Annotated in this window: 12 protein-coding genes; 6 read left to right on the top strand and 6 right to left on the bottom strand. The window is 68.8% G+C overall.

The genetic code is table 11. From position 1 onward, the window contains the following. Positions 1-92: 92 nt before the first annotated feature. Positions 93-1,082, top strand: a complete 990-nt coding sequence (locus G5C50_RS11415) for a zinc-dependent alcohol dehydrogenase family protein (RefSeq protein ID WP_165069149.1) — start codon at positions 93-95, stop codon at positions 1,080-1,082. Positions 1,083-1,094: 12 nt separating this feature from the next. Here the strand turns inward: G5C50_RS11415 and G5C50_RS11410 are convergent, their stop codons facing one another. The 4 genes from G5C50_RS11410 to G5C50_RS11395 all read right to left on the bottom strand — a co-directional run bounded on the left by G5C50_RS11410 (position 1,095) and on the right by G5C50_RS11395 (position 6,093). After that, positions 1,095-1,964, bottom strand: coding sequence for a DUF3472 domain-containing protein (locus G5C50_RS11410; protein WP_165069146.1), 870 nt, complete (start codon positions 1,962-1,964; stop codon positions 1,095-1,097). Positions 1,965-2,119: 155 nt separating this feature from the next. Continuing rightward, positions 2,120-3,745 carry a hypothetical protein gene (locus G5C50_RS11405; RefSeq protein WP_165069144.1) on the bottom strand — a complete coding sequence of 542 codons (1,626 nt, stop codon included), beginning with the start codon at positions 3,743-3,745 and terminating at the stop codon, positions 2,120-2,122. A gap of 188 nt (positions 3,746-3,933) precedes the next feature. Next, complete coding sequence (locus tag G5C50_RS11400; RefSeq protein ID WP_165069141.1) at positions 3,934-4,716, bottom strand: Ig domain-containing protein; 783 nt, start codon at positions 4,714-4,716, stop codon at positions 3,934-3,936. Positions 4,717-4,746: 30 nt separating this feature from the next. Next, a complete protein-coding gene (locus tag G5C50_RS11395) occupies positions 4,747-6,093 on the bottom strand; it encodes a MotA/TolQ/ExbB proton channel family protein (RefSeq protein ID WP_165069139.1) in 1,347 nt (448 codons plus the stop codon). Between the two features lie 852 nt (positions 6,094-6,945). Between G5C50_RS11395 and G5C50_RS11390 the strand changes: the two genes are divergently transcribed. Both G5C50_RS11390 and G5C50_RS11385 read left to right on the top strand, forming a co-directional pair. Beyond that, positions 6,946-7,140: a hypothetical protein gene (locus tag G5C50_RS11390; protein WP_165069136.1), complete on the top strand. Its 195-nt coding sequence runs from the start codon at positions 6,946-6,948 to the stop codon at positions 7,138-7,140. A gap of 261 nt (positions 7,141-7,401) precedes the next feature. Continuing rightward, entirely contained in the window at positions 7,402-8,499 is a 1,098-nt protein-coding gene (locus G5C50_RS11385; protein WP_165069134.1) for a DUF1559 domain-containing protein, read from the top strand. A 48-nt stretch (positions 8,500-8,547) separates the two neighbouring features. Here G5C50_RS11385 and G5C50_RS11380 read toward each other — a convergent pair whose 3' ends face one another. Further along, positions 8,548-9,123 carry a hypothetical protein gene (locus tag G5C50_RS11380; protein WP_165069131.1) on the bottom strand — a complete coding sequence of 192 codons (576 nt, stop codon included), beginning with the start codon at positions 9,121-9,123 and terminating at the stop codon, positions 8,548-8,550. Between the two features lie 413 nt (positions 9,124-9,536). Here G5C50_RS11380 and G5C50_RS11375 point away from each other — a divergent pair, with 413 nt between their 5' ends. The 3 genes from G5C50_RS11375 (at position 9,537) to G5C50_RS11365 (ending at position 14,159) form a co-directional block, all read left to right on the top strand. After that, positions 9,537-9,803 (top strand): hypothetical protein, encoded by a 267-nt coding sequence (locus tag G5C50_RS11375; RefSeq protein WP_165069129.1) that lies wholly within the window; start codon positions 9,537-9,539, stop codon positions 9,801-9,803. Between the two features lie 147 nt (positions 9,804-9,950). Next, complete coding sequence (locus G5C50_RS11370; RefSeq protein ID WP_206107653.1) at positions 9,951-11,084, top strand: DUF1559 domain-containing protein; 1,134 nt, start codon at positions 9,951-9,953, stop codon at positions 11,082-11,084. A 135-nt stretch (positions 11,085-11,219) separates the two neighbouring features. After that, on the top strand, positions 11,220-14,159 hold the full coding sequence (locus G5C50_RS11365) for an FG-GAP-like repeat-containing protein (protein ID WP_165069124.1): 2,940 nt from the start codon (positions 11,220-11,222) through the stop codon (positions 14,157-14,159). Here G5C50_RS11365 and G5C50_RS11360 read toward each other — a convergent pair. Beyond that, complete coding sequence (locus G5C50_RS11360; RefSeq protein WP_165069121.1) at positions 14,060-16,837, bottom strand: glycosyl hydrolase; 2,778 nt, start codon at positions 16,835-16,837, stop codon at positions 14,060-14,062. The two genes, G5C50_RS11365 and G5C50_RS11360, sit on opposite strands and share 100 nt — an antisense overlap. Positions 16,838-17,129 lie beyond the last annotated feature (292 nt).

Here is a 17,129-nt window from a genome sequence, read left to right as displayed (position 1 = left end):
TGGCCCTATCTCCCGGCTCTGCAGCACCCGTTCAGGATTCCCGACCCCGCATAGAATGGTCGCGGCTCAACACGACCCATTAGGAGATTCCGATGGCGCGAGTCGTCCGCTTCCATGAGATCGGCGGTCCCGAAGTCCTGAAGATCGAGGAAGCCGAGGTCCCTCCTCCCGGTGCGGGTGAAGTCCAGATCGCCGTCAAGGCGCTGGGACTCAACCGGGCGGAGTCGATGTTCCGCCGGGCCGAGTATCTGGAGACCCCGATACTCCCCGCGCGGAATGGGTATGAAGCTTCGGGCGTCGTCACGGCCGTCGGCCCTGGCGTCGCTGGCTTCAAGCCGGGGGAGGCCGTCAGCACGATCCCGGCCTTCAGCCTCAACCAGTACGGAGTGTACGGCGATCTGGTGAACGCTCCGGTCCACGCGGTCGCTCACCATCCCGAGTCTCTGAGCTGGGAGGAGGCGGCGTCCATCTGGATGCAGTACCTGACGGCCTACGGGGCGCTGATCGACGTCGCGGGCCTGACCAGGGGTGATACGCTGGTCATCCCCGCCGCTTCGAGCAGCGTCGGGATCGCGTCGATCCAGATCGCCAACCGGGTCGGGGCCGTCCCCGTCGCGCTCACTCGCAGCAGTTCCAAACGCCAGGCGCTGCTGGATCTGGGGGCTGCCCACGTGATCGCGACCGAGGAGCAAGACCTGGTCGATGAGATCCTCAAGATCAGCGGCGGCGAGGGGGCCAGGGTCGTCTTCGATCCGGTCGGCGGGCCGACGGTCGAGAAGCTGGCCAAGGCCATGAAGCGGCTGGGAATCCTGTTCCTGTACGGGGCGCTGAGTTCAGAACCGACCACCGTGCCCCTGCTGGAATCGATCGGCAAGTCGCTCACGTTCCGGGGCTACATCCTGACGGAGATCACGGGCGACCCGGCCCGCCTGAAGCAAGGCGTCGAGTTCGTGAACTCGGGCCTGGCCGACGGGACGCTCAAGCCGATCATCGCGAAGACCTTCCCGTTTGAGCAGATCGTCGAGGCGCACCGCTACCTGGAGTCGAACCAGCAGATTGGGAAGGTCGTCGTGACCGTTTGAGGACGGGCGTTCTCACGGCTTCGCCGCGGGGGCCAGCTTCAAAGCCTCGGTTGGGACGGAGGAGGAGGGCGGGGGGGGCAGTTCCAGGTATTCGCGGAGCTTGGTCCCCTCGTTCTTGGTCTCGCCGCCGGTGGCCAGGGTGAATCGGCCGTCCTTGGCGAAGGCGTCGATGTTCAGGACTGGGTTGCGGTCGGCCGTGAACTGGACCTTCGACACGGGGGTGGGCTCGCCGGAGACCGGCGCGACCCAGGCGTCGCCGAACTCGGCGCGGCGGACCTTGGTCGCGGAGACCCGGTCGCGCTTGAAGTCCTCGATGAACGAGTAGTAGCCGCCCAGGTCCTTGCCGCCGGTGATCGTGGAGAAGGTCACCAGGTGCTTCCACGCCTTCTCCTCCGGGACGAAGAACCAGCCGGAGTATTCGGTGCGGTCGCCGTCGGGGCGGGCCGTGACCATCAGCTTGTACGTCTCGCCGACCTTCCAGTCGTAGTCGTAGAAGCTCTGGCCGCCGGAGCCCTCGCCGCCGAACCGCTTGACGCGGAGCTTCTCATCCTGGTGGAGCAGCTTGACGCGAGATTCGGTCTTCTGGGCGTTGGGGTTGTTGCTCTCGGAGTCCCACACGGAGAAGATCAGCAGCTTCTTGCCGTTGGCCAGCTCCTGAAGGCCGTAATACCCCTTGTCCCATCCGCAGACCATGAAGTACGTGCCCGGGGCGGACTCGCGGATCGTGATCTCGTTGTAGAACGCCCGACCCACCGGCGCAGGGTATCGCAGGTGGACCGACCGGCAGGCGATCCCTTCAAGCCGCTCGTCGGCCCTCGCCTGAGAACCCGCCGCCAGGGCGCACAGCATCGTCACGCCCAACAAGAACCGCCGCTTCGTCATCGTCTGCCTCCAGATACGTTGCCAACCGTGGTCCCATCGATCAGAGCGTTTCCGCGATCGTCGCGTCAACGGGAGCGGCCTCAAAACGAGAACCGGCCCGTCGACGCCAGAGCGTGGACGGGCCGGTTCGGATTCATTGCATCAGATTGCAGGCGTCACTGAGGCTTGGTCGTGGAGCCGATGCCGCGACGCGCCCGGAGACTGCTGCTGCCACTGGTCGACGGAGCCGCCGTCGCCGCCTTGGGCGTATCCGCCTTGGCGGTGTCGGCCTTGGCGGTGGTGTCGGCCTTGGGGGTCGCCGCCTTGGCGGTCGCGGCCGTGGTCGTCCCACCGGCATTGCCACCCGGGCCTCCCGGACCGCCAGGACCTCCGGGGCCTCCCGGACCGCCGGGGCCTCCCGGGCCACCAGGTCCGCCGAATCCGCCCCGAAGCATGGCGTTGATGTCCTCGACCTTCGTGCCGAGCAAGGTCTTGTACATGCTGGCCTGACGACGGTCGAGGGCCTTGAAGACCTTGGAGAAGTTCTGATCGCGCTGGGCGCTCTCGGCTTCGCGGATCTTGGTCATCTCGGCCTGGATCTCAGGCTTTTCCATGGCCGCGCGGAACGCTTCGGGGTTGAAGTTGCCGCGATTGCCCCGTCCACCCGGTCCACCACCGTTGCCGCCGCCATTGTTGCCGTTGCCGCCGCCATTGTTATTGTTGGCGTTGGCGTCCTGGGGCATGCTGGCGCGAACTTTTTCCATCAGCGATCGCATCTGGTCGCGGGTGCCGCTCCCCTGCTGGCGGGAGTCCTGTTCGAGCTGCTGGATTTCGGCGTACTGCTCGTCGGTGACGCTGAGCTTCTGGGCCAGGGGCTGGTTGTGGACGATGGCGAAGGGGCCTTCCGCTTGAAGCTCGATCTCCCTCAGCCGCTTCATCTGATCGGGCTTGAGGATCTTGGCGAGCGCCGATTCATCGTCCTTGTTCAGCTTATCCATGGCCTGACGCATCTGGTCGAACCCGCGCTGCTGCTGCATTTGGTTGCGCTGGTTCTGCCGCATCTGTTGCTGCTGCTGCATCATTTGCTGCTGGACGGCCGGGTCGACGCCCTCCTGAGCCCCCGTGTAGGGGTTGCCGCCGAAGCCGCCGGCTCCGCCGCCGAACCCGGCCCCGTAGCCGCCGACGCCGCCGTCCTGGGGCTGGTAAGAAACGCGCTGGATCACGCCGGTCGTCGCGGGGAGGGTCGAGCCCTGGTTGTTGTTCCCGCCACGAGTACGGCCGCCGCCGTTGTTGTTGTTCCCGCCGCGACCGCCGCCGTTGTTCCCACCGCCGTTGTTCCCGCCGCCGGGACCGCCGCCGCCGAAACCGCCGGGACCGCCGCCGTTGCCCATGCGGGCTCGCATGTCCTGCATGGCCTTGTCACGCTTGGCGCGGGATTCCTGGGCGAGCTTCTCGATTTTGGCCTTCTGCTCGTCCGTGACCTGCAGGTCCGTCTGAACGGCGGCGTTGGAGGCGAGGTTCAGAAGCGACGTGCCGCCGAATCCGCCGGGGCCGCCGAATCCGCCTCGGCCGCCGCCGAAACCGCCACCGAATCCGCCGGGTCCACCGCCGCCGCCAGGGCCTCCGCCGCCGGGGCCTCCGCCGCCGGGACCGCCACCGCCGGGACCGCCGCCGAATCCGCCTCGGCCGCCGCCTCTACGGCCGCCTCCTCCACCCCCGTCATCCTGCGCCATGGCGACGGAGGTGACCGCGAACAGGACCGCGATCCCCCCCGCGATCACGCCGAGACGTCGTCGCGTCATGTCGATGCTCCTTCAAGAAATGCAGCAAGCTGAGCCCTGCCGCCGGCGCAGGACGGACGATCGTCGTCCCAAGAGGCCGGGGCCGTTTCCTCATCATAGCGGCTTTCGGCCGCCGGATGGCCTCAGTTATTGCAGGAGCCTTGCGGAATCGTTCTTCATCGTTTGCGTTTCGGCGCAGTCGACGTTCGTCAGGGGCGTGCCGACCAGAGCCAGGCCGCCAGGCCGATCATGGCCGAGAGCGTGCTGAGGCGGACGACCGCACGATACAGGGCGAATCGGCGCGGGGCGAGGTCGGGCGAGGTCTCGCCGGCGGGGATGGTTGCGCCTCCTTCGGTCGCCAGGGTCATGGCGGCGGCCTGGCGCTCGAAGTTCGCCAGGGTGGACATCCCCACCAGATGGATCAGCCAAAGGATCAGGAAGCCGACCCCGTCGTCGAGCCAGGCCCGCCAGGGGACCGGCGGAATCCCCGGCTTCCACCACGAGGGCGTGCTCAGCGGGACGTCGCTCTGGTAGACCGTCAGCCGCAGCGGACCGGCCGCGAACGACTCGCCGTCGCCCACGCGCAGGGCCAGCTCCTTAGGCTGGGGCGTCCCCTTCGTCGGGGTGCCGGAGAGGAGTCCCGAAGCGGCGTCGAAGGTCAGGCCGTCGGGGAGTTCGCCGTCGAGCGACCACCGCAAGGGGCCGCGGCCCCCTTCGGCCGCCAGCGCGACGTGGTAGGGCCGGCCGGCGATGGCCTCGGGAAGCTCCGGCGGCGTGGCGATCTTGAGCGGCCGGGCCTCGGCCTGCTCTCGGGGAGAACCGGGGGCCACGTCCATCGCCTTGGGCAGCAAGGCCATGATGACCATCGTCAACAACAGGATGAAGAGGAGCGCCCCGGTGAGCTTGGTCACGACGACCGCGACGAACGAATCCTCGCCCGAGCCGCCGAACTCCAGGCCGCCACCGCCGCCCCCTCGCCGATTCCGTCGCATGGCTTCTCGAACCTCCTGGAGTCGCCGGGGTCAGGCCGCGCGGGAGTCGCCGCCGCCGGAGCGGCCGCGGTCGTCGAACATCCGCTTGACGATGTTGCGATAGAGCGAGTTGGCCTGCTCGATGCTGACGTTGATCAGGTCGAGCGCGTCCTTGAGGTTGTTCATCGTCTTGGCGAGCTGTTCCTGGGTCGTCCGGCTCGACTTCTCGTAGGCGGAGGCCCAGGCCGCGGCCATCCCCTCGACGGCCGCCGTGTTGCGGTCGAGCGCCCGCTTGATCTCCAGCAACTGCGGGTCGGGCTCTGGAGCCTGGGCCAGCGAGTCCTCGATCCGGGCCAGCGAGGCGGCCGACCGCCGCGAGGATTCGCCGAAGGCTTCCAGCACCTCGAACTCGCCGCCGACGCGGGCGATGGCGTCGGCCCCCTGGCGGAAGGAGGCCAGCGAGGAGGGCAATCCGTCGACGGCCGTCGCCAGCCGGTCGACCGGGGCTTCCAGGCTGCGGCCGATCTTCTCGGCCTCACCCTGCAAGGCGCGAGCGGCGGGCTCCAGCAGGGTCGCCAGCTCGGCGCGGAGGCGTTCGACGTGCGGGGCGATGACATCGGCGATCCGGTCGGCGGCGGCGTCGCGGGCGCCCACGCCGGGGAGCACGTGCTCGACCACCCAGCGATCCACCCGCGCCAGGTGGCGCTCGGCCAGGCGGAAGACGAGGGTCTGCACCAGCATCAGCGCGGCGCTCAGGAAGAGGGCCAGCAACGTGCTGTCGAAGGCGATCTGCAAGGCCGAGGTCACGCCCGTCAGGTTCCCCAGGAAGGCGTCAAGGTCCTTCACCAGCGGCAGCACCTGGCTGATCCTCATGAGGGCCTTGGAGATGCCCTCGACCGTACCGATGAAGCCGATGACCGGCAGGAGGTAAAGGATGTAGCGGGTGAGCGTGAACCGGCCGGCCGTGTGCTCCTGGTCGAGCCCGGAGGCCTCGCGGTTGACCTCCATCAGTTGCTCGGCCGGAGCCGAGCGGGCCTCCCGGGCGAAGCCGGCCAACTGTCGCACCCGCGCCGGGAGCGTCCGACCGTCGGCAGCAATCGCCGTGGCGCGGGCGTCGGCCGGGGCGGCGTTGCTTTGGAGCATCGCACCGAGGTATTTCAGCAACGCTGGGGCTTCCTCGAAGGCCCGTTCGTCGCGCCAGAGTCGGCGCAGTTCAGAGGCCAGGGTCAGCACGGCCCAGAAGTAGATGCCGGTCCCGACGTACTGCTCCCACCCACGCTCGAACATGAGCGTGGGGTCGAAGATCATCAGGCCGATCGGGAACAGGAACGCCAGCCCCAGCATGGCCGACGCGGCGACGTACGCCGCCTTCGGTGAATCGGTCGCGCCCTTCGCCATCCTGGCGTCCCCTTCCGTACTGTGACCGTGATCAGAGGCCGGCTCCGCGCGGGTCGCTGAAGAGCGAAGCGCGGGCCGGTATCCGCGTTCAGTCGGCCGACTCCATCGGCATCCCCCGCGATCCATCGCGATTCCTATCCTTCGCCCTATCGGCGCAACTGGCCCTCCGGCTTCAGTTCATTCCAGGAACCGACGCCGACCAATCACGCCCGAAAGCCCAAAAGGTTAAGACTTGTGGCAGGCTCTCGGAGTCGCGGCGCGAACCGGAGCCGCGGGAGGCGTCGTGAGTTTCGGCCGGTATGGCCCAAGGCATTGCAGTGATGCCGATTGGGGCGATCGAACCTGGTCCGGCAAGAGTCGTCGCTCGGTTGCGAAAGGAGCGGTCGCCCTGAGGCCTCCGATCGACTACGAACTTCGGAGCCAGAGGAAGGAACGATCCCCTTTCCTCGATCGTTTCGACCCGGCTGATTTGCGGCGGTCAGGAAGGCTGCCGAGCACCTGGGTGACGACGCCTCGGTTGCAACCTAAATTCTAACGTAGCAAGCGGTGTGCATCATTGACAGGATGCCCGTCGAATCGTAGGTTTCAAGAGTTCAACTGGATTAGCACGGGTGCCGTCGTCGGTCCCTGGGTCGGGGGCTCGGGTACGATCATTCCTTCCAGAGAGTCTCTCCTCTGTAACCTGGAACTCTGCCCCCAAGGACGAAATGGGGTGGTGGTGCGCGCTGCATTCTCCTTGGTTGCTGCCACGCCCCGGCCTGGCGACCTCGGAGAAATGCTCTCGATGACCACCCTCGTCGGTCCAAGATCCTGGGGACGCCAGGTCGACGGCGAGTCAGGAGTCCAATCCACATGAAGCTTTGCAAGCCGACGTTGATGGTCACGGCCGTTGTGGGGCCGTTGTTTCTTTTGGTAGGCGCATTAGGCTGCGGCGGCCAGCAGGAGATCCCGCTGGCCAAGGTCGAAGGAGCCCTCCCGCAGCCGGCGCAGGATCGATCCAAGCTCAAGACGCCGCCAGGCGTCAGCCCTTCCGTCTTGCCTCAATAATTCCTTGGCTGAAATCCCGACTGACGCTTCGAGGACGACTCGTCGTCACGCCTGGGGCTGATTGTCGTTATCCCGTTGCGCGCGCCCAACTCGGGTTGCGTACGACCTGCAGGTCGTTGCCGGAGGGTCGCCCGGCCAGCACGGGAGAAGAAGGGATCGTCGTTCCAGGACGGCCGTCTGGTGGTTTCCAACGGAAACCATCCGTCGTCCGGGATCGAGAGACCAGGAGCGAGGCTTTATCCAATTCGAGGGAGAAATGTCGTGCGCAGCTCATCAATCTCATACTCTCGTGGATCACGCGGATTCACACTGATCGAGCTTTTGGTGGTGATTGCGATCATCGCCGTCCTGATCGCGCTGCTCCTGCCCGCCGTGCAGGCCGCGCGCGAGGCCGCCCGTCGCGCCCAGTGCGTGAACAATCTGAAGCAGATCGGCCTGGCCATGCACAACTATCATTCGGCCATCGGCAGCTTCCCCATGGGCGGCGGCTCGGTGATCGTCAATGGCAGCGTGCGAACGGGGTGGGGCAACTGGAGCGCCCACTCGATGCTGCTGCCTTACCTGGAGCAGTCGGCGATCTTCGCGGCCATCAATTTCAACCTGCCCAACGCCAGCGAAGACACGACCGGTCAATACCAGAACACCTCGGCCACGACCACGCTGATCAACGCCTTCACCTGCCCGTCGTCGCCCCCCTATCCGGGGAACTGGCTGTCGGGCCGGCCGTCGCCTTACACGAACTACTTCGCCTCGCTCGGCGCGAGCATGAACCAGTTCTACTACAACGGCAACTCTCGCCCCAACGGCGTCTTCGAAGTGGGCGGCACGGCCTACGGCATCCGCGACATCGTCGACGGCTCCGCGAACACTATCGTCTTCTCGGAGTGGCGCTCCGGGGACAACAACAACAACGTGTTCAACAACCCGCAGGACATGGTCGTCTACACCTCGACGCCCCAGAACGTCGCCGACTGGAACCAGCCCGGCTGCAACATGCCTTACGGCGCCGCGGCGTTCGTCCCCTGGCTCCAGGCCTGCGGTGCGTTCGCCCGGACGAACCCGACGGCCCATCGCAGCTTCATCGGCCAGATGTGGTGCCAGGCGCTCCTCGGCCGGACCCTGGGGAACATGCTCGTGGCCCCGAACCCCAACTACCCGAATTGCATCATCGTCAACTGGGGCGGTGACAATGACGGCGCCTGGGGCTCGGTCGGCATGAGCAGCTATCACTCCGGCGGGGCCAACGCCGCCTTCGGCGACGGCTCGGTGCGCTTCCTGAAGTCCTCGGTCGCCCAGAACGTCATTTGGTCTCTCGGCACCCGCAACGGCGGCGAGATCGTCAGCTCCGACGCGTTCTGACCGTCTCGTCTCCCGCAACAGCGAGCCATCGCAGGCCCCGGAGGAGATTCACTCCTCCGGGGCTTTTTCATGGACTTCAACCGTCACGGTTCCGACGCCCTTGAGCCGGAAGGAGACGGTTTCGCCTTCGGTCCCGAAGTAGCCTCCCCAGCCGATGCTCAGGCCGGCCACGCGCGCCGGATTCAGATCGGAGGCACCGGCCTTGGACCAGGGGGCGTGGCGGTTGACCTCCATCAGTTGCTCGGCCGGAGCCGAGCGGGCCTCCCGGGCGAAGCCGGCCAACTGTCGCACCCGCGCCGGGAGCGTCCGACCGTCGGCAGCAATCGCCGTGGCGCGGGCGTCGGCCGGGGCGGCGTTGCTTTGGAGCATCGCACCGAGGTATTTCAGCAACGCTGGGGCTTCCTCGAAGGCCCGTTCGTCGCGCCAGAGTCGGCGCAGTTCAGAGGCCAGGGTCAGCACGGCCCAGAAGTAGATGCCGGTCCCGACGTACTGCTCCCACCCACGCTCGAACATGAGCGTGGGGTCGAAGATCATCAGGCCGATCGGGAACAGGAACGCCAGCCCCAGCATGGCCGACGCGGCGACGTACGCCGCCTTCGGTGAATCGGTCGCGCCCTTCGCCATCCTGGCGTCCCCTTCCGTGCGATTCGGGAGGCCGACCGCCCGTCGGTCGTCGCAAGACGAGGCCGGGCCAGGGGTCGCGTCGAGGTCGGCCGTATCCATGCCTCGTCTGCGCGACCAGCCTGTGGGCTTGAGCTCTTTCGCGAAGCTCGTTTATGTATGGTCGGTGAGCAAAAACTAATCAAATAGGGTTGACAACAAAGTCGAGAAGGCGCCAGTGGTACATTGACAGGTATGAATGTTGAAGGATAATGACGGGCAGCCAAACCCCCTGTGGATACTTGCGGGGGGCCCAATCGCTTTGACGTCCGAATCTCATAGTCGTGCCGACGTTCTGATTGTTTCGCGGTCCCTTCTACCGACCGAAGGCGCGGTGCTGCGCCGTCGGAGCGTCGCTTAACATCGGATTCATTTCGATGCACAATCCGCAAGTCCGCCGTGAGTATCGGGGTCTCCTGGCCGCGTTGCTTGTCGCCGCATCGGCCTTATTCACCGGTTGCAGCGACAACAGCTCGGGGACGGCCCCGGTCGAGTCCGACGCGGAAATCCAGAAACGGCAGGCCGACGAACAGGCGGCTCGTCAGGCCGCGTACGGCAAATCCGGCGTGCCCGTCGGCCGCAATCCCGGCAAGGCCGCCGCCAAGGCGGCGCACACCGGGGGCACCGCCGAGAAGTCCCACTGATCAATCCCACCGACGCCGACCCCGCCGGCCCATCCTTGCAGGGCCTGCGGGGTCGCGCGTTGCGACGTACCGATCGGTTTCGCTCTTTCCTCCCATCCTTTCACAAGGCCCATGGAGTCGTGCCCAATGGACTCGTGTCAAGGTTCCGTGCGTAAGCGCCAGGGGTTCACACTGATTGAACTCCTGGTCGTGATCGCCATCATCGCGGTGTTGATAGCCCTGCTCTTGCCGGCCGTTCAGGCGGCCCGCGAGGCGGCACGTCGTTCCCAGTGCGTGAACAACCTGAAGCAGATCGGGTTGGGCATGCACAACTACCACTCGTCGATCGGGTCGTTCCCGCCGGGGCAGACGGTCTCCGCCCATCTCATCGGCTACTCCGGGGGATATGCCGGCTGGACCGAGTGGAGCGCCCATGCCATGATGCTCCCCTACCTGGAGCAGGGAACGCTCTACAGCGCCATTAATTTCTCCTTCTGCGGCGGCTATGACGCCGGCCAGCAGATCAACAAGACCGGCTGGACGGCGCTCCTTTCGGTCTTCATGTGCCCCTCCGACGGCAACAACGGCAAGGGCACGGTGTCGGCGGGCACCGGCCAGCCCAACACCAACAGCTATCGCGGCAGCATCGGCACCACGTCGTCCCGGTGGGAGCAGTGGCCCGGCTACTCCAGCTGTCGGCCCGACCCGTTCTTCGGCAGCCCTCCCAACTGCAACCCCTACTCCAGCGGCGTCTTCATGTACTACGCCGTCAACGGCATCCGCGACATCACCGACGGCTCCTCCAACACCATCGCCTTCGCCGAGTCGCTCGTCGGCGACCCTGCCGCCGTCTCGGTCGGCCGCCCCAACAACGCGGTCACCGGCGTCACCGGCGCGACCAATCTCATGCAGGACGCCTCGTCGCTGTCCGACCAGTTGATCCAGACCTCGCTCCAGGCCTGCACGACCGCTTATAAGGCCGGCATGACCAACGGCAACACCAACATCAGCAACGCCACCGGCAACCGCTGGGGCTGGGGCGCCATGACGATGACCCTGTTCAACACCATCGTCCCGCCCAACTCCAAGCAGCACGCGTGGAACGCCTGCCGGCCCGACTGCGGCGGCTGCGGCCCGGACGACTCCGCCTACTCCAACGCCCAGAGCTACCACTCCGGCGGCGTGAACGTCCTGTTCTCCGACGGCTCGGTCAAGTTCGTCAAGGACTCGATCAACATGCGGACCTGGATGGCTTTGGGCACCAGGGCCGGCGGCGAAGTCATTAGCTCCGACGCGTACTGAGCCGGCGACCTTCGGATCGGGAACGAATCGACCTGACCCTCCCCTGATCTGATCCGATCGGCTTGTGCAAACCCCGAGACCCGGCCGAGCCCCACGCCCGGCCGGGTCTTCGTTGACCAGACGAACTGGGCCGTCATGAGACGTTGGATCGGGATCCTGGCTGCGGTCGTCGTTCTTGGTGCGTCCGGCTGGTTCGCGCTCAGACTGTTCGACGATGCGAGCGTTGACTCGGCCGTTCTCCAGGCGCGCCAGGATCTGGCGTCCCGTCGGGCGTCCGCGGCTCGCGACCTCCTTGCGCCCATCGCCGCGCGGCGGCCCGACCGCGGCGACGCCGCCTTTTGGCTGGGGACCGCCCAGCACGAGGCCGGCGAGGCCGACGCAGCCGTCTCTTCATTCCGGCGCGTCCCGGTCGACGATCCCCTGGCGCGCGACGCCGCGCTGGCCCTGGGGCGTCTGGAAATCGAAATGGGCCGCCTCCGACCGGCCGAGGACGATCTCGACCGGGCCGCGAAGGGGGGCGGGCCGATCGTTGAGCGCGCTGAGGACGCCCTCGGGACGCTCTACGAACTCTCCGGCCGCGTTCCGGAGCGGCGTCGCTTGCTGCTTCGCTGGGCCGATCGGACCAACAACCCGACCGCTCAGCTGGTTTCGCTCTGGGCGATGGACGGCGTCGCCTTTCCCGTTGACGGCGTCGGCCGGGCGCTGGCCGACCTGGCCGCGAAGGCCCCCGACGACGACCGCCTGGAGTTGGCCCGCGCCAACCTGGCCCTCCGAGCCGGGTCGCTGGACGAGGCCGACCGACGTCTCAAGACCTGCGAGGCCGCCGCGCCGGGCGACCCGCTTGCGGCGCGGTCGCGGTTGCTCTGGGCCCAGGCCGCCGACCGTCCCGACGTCGCCGCGAAGGTCGTCGGGATCGTTCCCGCGGCGATGCTGACGACCTCCGAACGGCTGTCGCTCCGGGCCTGGCTGGCCTCGCGCGGGGGCGACCGCGAGGCCGCCCGCGCCGCGATGGAGGCCTGGTTGGCCCGCGAGCCCGCCGCCCTGTCGGCGCTCGACCGCCTGGCCGGACTGGAGGCCGACGCCGGCCGCCACGACCGCGCCGCCGAGCTGCACCGCCGCAAGGCCGAGGTCGAGGCCGCCCGTGAACGCCGGCGCGAGCTGCTCTCCGCTCCCGACCCGGCCGCCCGCGCCTCCGAGGTCGCCCGCGCCTCCGAGGTCGCCGGCGTACTCGACGAGGCCCGCCTCTGGTGGCGGCTGGCCGCCTTCCGCGCCTCCGACTCGACTGCTCGCGGCGAGGCCGAAGCCCGCGTCCGGGCCCTCGAATCGGAGTCGGCCGAAGAACGTCTCGACCCTTCACTGACCGTCGCCGTCTGGCTCGGCCCCGATCTGGAGCGAATGGCGGCGGGGAGTCCTTCAACGACGGCCGGTGAGGTCCCGAGGTACGTCGACGACGCCGAGACTCGCGGCCTGCGGTTCACCTTCGACAACGGCCGGAGCGCCGCGCGGCAACTTCCCGAGACGATGAGCGGGGGCGTCGGCGTGCTCGATTACGACGGCGACGGCCGGCTGGACGTCTACGCCGTGCAGGGGGGCGCGTTCCCGCCTCCGGCCGCCGCCCCGTTCGGCGACCGACTCTTCCGCAACCGGGGCGGCGGGATGTTTGAGGACGCCACCGAAGCCGCCGGCCTGGCGAAGCTCCCCGGCGGCTACGGCCACGGCGTCGCGGTGGGCGACTACGACGGCGACGGCCGTCCCGACCTCTTCGTCACCCGCTGGAGGCGCTACGCCCTTTACCGCAACCGGGGGGATGGGACGTTCACCGACGCCACCGAAGCCGCCGGCCTGGGGGGCGACCGCGACTGGCCCACCTCGGCCGCTTTTGCCGACCTCGACGACGACGGCGACCTGGACCTCTACGTCTGCCACTACGTTCGCTGGGACGAGGCGAACCCGCCCCCTTGCCCGGACCCGTCCGGCAAGGGTTCCTCGTATTGCGACCCCCGGCTCTCGCCGTCCATCGGCGACCGGCTCTATCGCAACGACAACGGCCGGTTCGTGGACGTGACGGCCGAGGCGGGGATCGTCGACCCCGACGGCCGCGGCCTGGGCGTCGTCGCGACCGACCTCGACGGCGACGGCCGGGTGGACCTCTTCGTCGCCAACGACACGACCTCCAACCTGTTCTTCCGCAACCTGGGCGGGATGAAGTTCTCCGAGGAGGCGACCGCCGCGGGGCTGGCGGCGTCGGCCGGCGGCGGCTTCATGGCCGGCATGGGCGTGGCCTGCGGCGACCTCGACGGCGACGGCCTGGTCGACCTGGCCGTGACCAACTTCTACGGCGAGTCCACCACTCTCTACCACAACCACGGCGGCGGCCTGTTCAGCGATCGCTCGGCGGCCTCCGGACTGGCCGCGGCCACCCGGTACGTCCTGGGCTTCGGGCTGGCGGCGCTCGACGCCGACGGCGACGGCCGGCTCGACCTCGCCCAGGCCAACGGCCACGTCAACGACTACACGCCGGCGAGCGCCTACGCCATGCCCGCTCAGCTCTTCCTGGGCGACGACCGGGGCCGGCTCCGCGACGTCTCCGTCGCCGCCGGGCCCGCCTGGACGACCCCCCGCGTCGGCCGCGGCCTGGCTGTGGGCGACCTCGACGACGACGGCCGTCCCGAGGTCCTGGTCACGGCCGACGGCGCCCCGCTGGCCTGCCTGCACCAGGCGACCTCGCCCGGCCGCTGGATCGCCTTCCAACTCGTCGGGACCCGATCCAACCGCGACGCCGTCGGCGCTCGGGTCGTGGTTGAGGCCGGCGGCCGGCGGCAGTCGGGCTTTCGGTTCGGCGGCGGCAGCTACCAATCGGCCTCATCGCCGCGCGTCCACTTCGGTCTGGGCGCGGCCGCTCGGGTCGACCGCGTGGAGGTCCACTGGCCGTCCGGCCGTCGCGAGACGTTCGCCAATCTCGAAGCCGGCCGGACCTACCGGATCGTGGAGGGCGGCCCCGAGCCCGAGCCGATCGTCACGGATCCCACGCCGTTGAGCCGGAAGGAGACGGTTTCGCCCTCGGTCCCGAAGTAGCCTCCCCAGCCGATGCTCAGGCCGGCCACGCGCGCTGGATTCAGATCGGAGGAGCCGGCCTTGGACCAGGGGGCGTGTTCGAAGCTCGACCAGGGGACGAACGTCCGGTCGGCGCCGGGAGCGGCCAGCGACCGCGAGGTCGAGGCCAGGTACTCGCCGCCGTCGTCGGTCCGGACGATCACCAGCATCCGCGTCGACGTCCGCTGATCGGGCGGGACGGCCGCGTCGACGGCCAGGCCCTCGGTCGCGGAGAGGTCCAGCGGCCCTGGCAAACGGAATGCGGCGAAGAGGTGGACGTCCACGTTCGACCTCGTCACCAGGCCCCGGAAGGTCCACGAGCCGTCGGCCTTTTCAACGGTCTCCCTCACGAACTCGCCGCGGCCGACGGTCGGCTCGGGAAGGCTCAGGGGTGAAACCCGAACCGTCGGCAGTCCCCCCGCGACGAGCGGTCGCCGGGCGCGCGGAGCGACGCTCGCGACGCGGACCAGAACGGCTCCATACGGCTCCAGCGCGACGGGGACGGCGTTCTGGGGGGCGACTGTGATTGATCGGACCTCGCCCGTCGCGGGATCCCACGACTCGACGGCCGCGCCGGGGGGCAGCGGCAGGCTGATGGAGTCGGCGACGGGCCGGTCGGAGTCGTTGGCGATCAGGTAGACGTCATGGGCGTCGATCCGTCGATGGGTCTGCCGCAACGGCGACCTTGGCGCGGCGGCGACGTCGGGGGCGAGCACGGCGTCGATCGCCGCCGGCAGTAAGCCGGCCGATCCGTCGGGGAGGAAGACGCCGCCTCCCCCCGAGGCGTTCGAGGTCGTCCGTGGGCCGCTGTCGGCCGCCGCCTCGGTGCCGAACAGCCGCGCGGCGATCGCGGCCACGACCGCGTCGTCGGGCTGAGCGCTGGAGTCGAACCGGGGGCGATCGCCGATCGTTACGACCACGCCGCCGGCCGCCGCGAAGCGGTCGAGGTTCGCCCAGGCCGCGGCCGGCAGAGCGTCGACGCCCGGCAGAACGACCACCCGCCACCGCAAGCGGCCGTGGACGAGGGAATCGCCCTCGACCTTCGCCTCGGCCAGTGCGCGGGCGTCGACGATGGTCGGGTCGCGGCGAGCCTCGAAGAGCGAGTCGAGCGTGCGGCGGTAGAGGGCCTCGATCCGCTCGGCGGCGGGGGCGTCGTTGGTCGTGTGCCGCGACGGCTCGAACCGGCCCCAGAGCGACTCGATCGGGTACACGACGGCGACGTCGGCGACCTGCGACCCGCCCCGGATCATCATCCCCAACCGGCCGACGTGCGCGTTCAGCCGCCGCAGGGCGTCGTCGTCCAGGCCCTCGAAGCTGTAGTAGCTGGTGATGCAGTTCACGCCGCCGAGCGCCAGGCGGTTGATCGTGCCGCGGATCTCGGCCTCGGTCACGATGCGACGGGGACGCTTGTCCCCCTCGGCCCGGTGGCGCTGGACGAAGTCGGACGTCTCCGACATCACCAACTCGCGCCCCTCCAACTCGGCCGCGCTGGCGGCGAGCCGGGCGACGAACCACGGCGCCTGGCCGGGGAGGCTGGTGAGGCAGTCGATCCCCGGGGCGTCCATCCGGCGCAGGCAGGCGAGCATGTCCCCGTAGTTCGGCACGTGCGAGGCGAGCGGCTCCTCCAGGAGCAGGTGCCCGCCCGAGGGAACGCCCCGGGCGCGTCCCCACGCCTGGAGGCGGCCGAAGTAGTTCTCCGAGACCAGCTCGGCGACCGTCCGCCAGAAGTCGCGGCGACGGCGGGCGCCTTCGGGGCCGGCGTCGAGGACCAGGGCGGGGACGATGGGCGTTGGGTCGTACCCTCGACGCTTCTGGAACTCATCGGCGAACGTCGGCGACCAGGGGAGGACCCGGTACGGCATCGGCTTGAGGAAGTAGCTCATCAGCGACGGCTCATCGGTGAACGTCGCCTGGAAGGTCCTCGGCAGCTCGGGGCCCAGGCGCGCGGCGTAGGCCTGGTGCGTCAACTCGACGAACCGCTCGATGGGCTCGGCCATGAGCAGGTTGGGGTAGGGGATGTGGCTGAAGACGTTGTTGTCGGCGTGGGTCCCCTGGAACAGCCGGCTCCGCGTGACCAGCAAGACCCGCCAGGCTTTCGGACTCGCCGGTGGCGTCCATTTGAGCCGGCCTTCGCGAACGACGTCCGACAGGTCGACCCGACCGGCCAGGTCGATGAGGCCGTCGCGCTCGGGGAAGGCGGCGGCCAGGTAGAGGTCGCCCGGCGGCGAGGCCAGCGCGACGGCCGGACCCTCGCTACGGGCGTCGGCGATCAAGAGGCCGCTCGCTTCCCACTCCGGCCGACCGCGCAGGACGAGGCCGCCGGCGTTCGCCGAGGGGTATCCCTTCTCGTCGTAAAGCCACTGCGTGAAACCGGCCTCGCGGGCTTGCGCGACGCCTCGGCGGAAGGCGGCCCACTTCGGCTCGCTTTCGAGGTAGCCGTCGAACGCCACATTTGAGACGACCCCGCCGAACCCCTGGCCCTTGAGGCGGGCGATCAGGGCGTCCTGATCGGCGTCGCGGTCGGGCCAGTTGTGGATGATCTTGAGGATCCGCGTCGATCGCGGCGGGTCCGCGAAGCGCGCGGGGGTCGGCTCCTCGGCGAGACAGGGAGCGGCGAGAGCGATGAGGACGGCGAGGCACGTTGGGCGGGCCGGTTTCACGGTTCGACTCCTGACGGGGAGGGCCGCGGCGTCGCGGCGGGCGTCGGGGCGAGGCGTGTTGGGGGGCTGCGGAGCGAGGCTGCTCGACCCGCATCCTATCCCCGCGCCCGGTCGTCCGCCAGGGGCGACGGCGTTTGGCGCGGCATTCGCTCTGAGGTGCCTCGAGGCCGATCCACAAGGTCGGCGACTCCCACCTTCAATCCCCTCCGGGCCTGATTCGCCGCCGACGAATGGCGCGAGGCGCCCGTTTCCGAGGCGGACCGCGGGTAAGATGACCCGAGGGGAGAGAAGA

This window comes from Paludisphaera rhizosphaerae (assembly GCF_011065895.1).
Lineage (GTDB): Bacteria > Planctomycetota > Planctomycetia > Isosphaerales > Isosphaeraceae > Paludisphaera > Paludisphaera rhizosphaerae.
The sequence above is the reverse complement of the archived record's forward strand: the minus strand, read 5'-3'. Positions and strand labels throughout refer to the sequence as shown.

Coding starts and splice junctions, on each gene's coding strand:
- G5C50_RS11365 (WP_165069124.1), top strand. CDS start 11,220: ATGAGACGTTGGATCGGGATCCTGGCTGCGGTCGTCGTTCTTGGTGCG.
- G5C50_RS11400 (WP_165069141.1), bottom strand. CDS start 4,716: ATGCGACGGAATCGGCGAGGGGGCGGCGGTGGCGGCCTGGAGTTCGGC.
- G5C50_RS11395 (WP_165069139.1), bottom strand. CDS start 6,093: ATGGCGAAGGGCGCGACCGATTCACCGAAGGCGGCGTACGTCGCCGCG.
- G5C50_RS11390 (WP_165069136.1), top strand. CDS start 6,946: ATGAAGCTTTGCAAGCCGACGTTGATGGTCACGGCCGTTGTGGGGCCG.
- G5C50_RS11410 (WP_165069146.1), bottom strand. CDS start 1,964: ATGACGAAGCGGCGGTTCTTGTTGGGCGTGACGATGCTGTGCGCCCTG.
- G5C50_RS11380 (WP_165069131.1), bottom strand. CDS start 9,123: ATGGCGAAGGGCGCGACCGATTCACCGAAGGCGGCGTACGTCGCCGCG.
- G5C50_RS11375 (WP_165069129.1), top strand. CDS start 9,537: ATGCACAATCCGCAAGTCCGCCGTGAGTATCGGGGTCTCCTGGCCGCG.
- G5C50_RS11405 (WP_165069144.1), bottom strand. CDS start 3,745: ATGACGCGACGACGTCTCGGCGTGATCGCGGGGGGGATCGCGGTCCTG.
- G5C50_RS11415 (WP_165069149.1), top strand. CDS start 93: ATGGCGCGAGTCGTCCGCTTCCATGAGATCGGCGGTCCCGAAGTCCTG.